The sequence below is a fragment of the Stieleria sp. genome, assembly GCF_041595215.1.
Taxonomy (GTDB): domain Bacteria; phylum Planctomycetota; class Planctomycetia; order Pirellulales; family Pirellulaceae; genus Stieleria; species Stieleria magnilauensis.
Genome location: NZ_JBFHKV010001011.1, coordinates 1 through 3,145 on the forward strand (window position 1 = coordinate 1; position 3,145 = coordinate 3,145).

Genomic DNA, 3,145 nt, shown 5'->3' on the forward strand with positions numbered 1-3,145 from the left:
GCTGAAATCGATGACTTCGATCGTGTCTTGATCTTGCGAGGCGGCCAACGCCGACTGCAACGGCGGGCTGTAGCTGACCAGGCGGGCACGTCCGCCCAAGGGCGTCGCGTCCACCAACTCCGAATCGACGCCCGCGGCAAAGATCCGCATCAACGTATCGCTGGCGTCGGCCGCAAACACCCGCGGGGTAAATTCTTCACTCGCCAGCAAGTAAATGACGTTGCCGTCGTGGTGCATCCGCGTCGGTCGAGCGTCGCTGCTCAACGACACCGTTTGGACCACGTCCAGCGACCGAACATCCACGACATGGACTTCGTTGTTTCTGCGGTACAGCGATGTCGCGACGTACAAGTAGTCACCGGCGGCATCAATCGTCATCGCAGCCGGGCTCGGGATCTCCGTGATGACGGTTTGCAAATTCGAGTTGGCGCCATCGATGCGAATCGCCGAGAGACCATTGCCGGATTGATGACGGACAAACAACAGCGATCCATCAGGCGAAAAAAGAACTTCGGTGGGCGACGCCGCTCCGGTCGCAACCCGCGAGATTTCGGTCCGCGTCGCCGTGTCGACCAGCACCAGATCGCCGCTGCCGGTGACCGGAATCGCCAACAGCGATCCATCCGGGGAAAGTTGTAGACGCGTGTAATCATACATTCCGCCGGTCGCATCACCGATCGGGATCGATCCGGCAACGCTTGATGATGCGCCGTCGACGTCGATGAAATACAGCGAATCGGGGGCATCGGTCAGTCCCGTCGTCACCGCGTAGGCCTGCGTTCCATCGTCGCTGATCGCGACGTCTCGCGGGAAGTAGTTGATGCCCGTCAGCGTGGCATCGACAGTGCCGGAGACCAGATCAACCAGCACGACGGAGTTCGACGTGCTGGCGCTCGATGCGATGGCGTATCGGCCGTCGGGCGTGATCGCCAGCGAATCAACATGGAATCCGACATCGATCCATCGCGTCACGGACTTGCCGGCCAAATCGACGACGGACAAATTCTTTGAAGCGTAATTCGCCGTCACCGCGGTCAATCCGTCGTCCGTGAGTCTCATGACGACGGGCGTGTCGCCTTCGATCGCCGATCCACCGATGCGTGTTTCCAGGACCGATGACGCGGGGCCGCTAATGTCGATCCATGAATATTGATCACTCTGCAAGCGACTGATCTTCAATCCCCGCGACTCGGTCGGACTGGTCACCACGAAGTCCATCGAGGAATCATACGGCAGCGTTTTGACTCTCGTTTTTGACGCCAAATCAACGACATCGCCCGCCAAGACGTAGTTGCCGTCGGCGCTGATCGCGAATCCATTCGTGTTGCCTGCTTGGACCGAAGCACGGGACCCGTCGGTCAAATCAATGAACTGCAAGGAGCCGTAGCGACCGCCGATCAATTGCTGCTCGTCGGGAGAGAGCAAGACATGGTTTGTCGTCAGCCCCGGCCCGTTGATCTCTTGAAGCAACGTATTGCCGGCAAGGCTGATTTTGCTGATCGTGCTTTCAAACACCGAACGTCGGCTGACCGCGTAAACGGTGTTGCCGTCAGCCGTCAACAAGATCGCCGGCGATTCGTCCGGCACCGGAATCGACGCGGCGAGCGAGCCCGTTGATAAAATAAAAATGTCGACGGTGGATCCCGCGACGTCCGTCCCCGGACCAATCAACTTGGTGCCATCGGGCGTCAACACAAAATCGGTGTAGTGGAACAGCGAGCGTCCGGCGTACCCAAAACTGCTTGCCCGTGAAATGGAACCTAACCCGGAAGCTTCAAATTGATGGGTTTGGGTGAACGTAGTCAGCGAAACCGTGACGTACTCGCCGCCGGCGGTCGCCACGACGGCCCGTGAACTGTCGTTCGTGGTGTGGACGCGATAGGGCCACGCCGACGACGTTGCAATGTCTGCGATCTTTGTCAGTGTCGCCAAGTCGATCACGGTGACCGTGTTGCCGTCGGTGTTGGCGGAAACGGCATAGGCACCGTTGGGAGTCACGTCCAGGTCAACCGGCTTGCCTTCGACCGGGATTTCGGCCAGCAGGTTGCCGGTCGCAGCCTCGTAAATGAGCACGTTCTCGCTGTCCCGGTGGGCGATCAGGTACCGCGAACCATCCGGCGTGAAGACGACGTCGCGAATCATGTCGCCTTCGGGTGACGAATCCAGCGAAATCTGCGTCCGATGGATTTCCGTCGTGTCGACGCCGGGGCCGGCGGCAAAGTCGCCACCGAGATTCCCGACCACGCTTGGGGGCAACGCCAAACCTTGGGCGGCGTCGATCGATCCGTTCAGATCCGCGTCGATTCGGTCGCGATCCAGTGTCCCGCCCGACGTCACGGACAACACATAGTCGGAATGCCCGCCGACCACCTTCACATAGACGGTGCCGGTGACCGCGGCGGCAAAGTCATCGATCCGAGCATCATCACCCTCGACGATTGCCGACGCCAGTGACGAACCGTCGGCGGCGTGCAGCGACAACCCCAGCGGACCGTTGCCGGATTGAGTCATCCCCGGTGATGCGACCGCAAACGTCGTCGGCACGTCGGCATCGAGCGAGAGGGCAAACCAGTCACTGTCGCTGCCGCTGTCGAATGAACCGGCCACGCCGACCTGCGACACCGATTCGCTCGTCACGCTCCAGCCCGTGTCGACCGCTTCGGCGTCAGCCAACGTGTCGTTGCGAAGCGATGAAGAAAACGGTTCCGTCTCAAGCACCGTCGAAAGCCCCAGCTGCAAGGCGTACGTGCCGCCGAATCCCGAGCCTGTCTCGACCACGACGGTGTAGTCCCCGAAGACAGGAACGGTCAACGCATTGATGACGATCGGCTCTCCGGCAGCCGCGGTTGCGTCCGCGAGGGTTGCCCCAGTGGGATCGAGGACGCGTAGTCTGGGCGTGGGAACGCTGTCGCCGGCCAAAGCCGCGGGCTGCACGACCAGGCTGACCGTTTGACCGGATTCCAGATTGATTTGGTATCGATCTTCGTCGCTGCCGGAGTGCCAAAGCCCGGAGATGGACGTTTGGTAAACACGGGATCCGAGCGGTGCCGACGCCGTCCAGACGCCCGGATAGCCCAACGTCTCGATGTCCAGCGGAAACGACGCCGAGAACGCTTCGTTGGGAAAACCGTCGGTGTCGGCCACC

The 3,145-nt window shown here is 60.9% G+C and carries 1 protein-coding gene; it reads right to left on the reverse strand.

The features are described from left to right. A partial coding sequence (locus tag ABX749_RS27415) for a beta-propeller fold lactonase family protein (protein ID WP_372898831.1) occupies window positions 1-3,145 on the reverse strand: 3,145 nt, incomplete at both ends.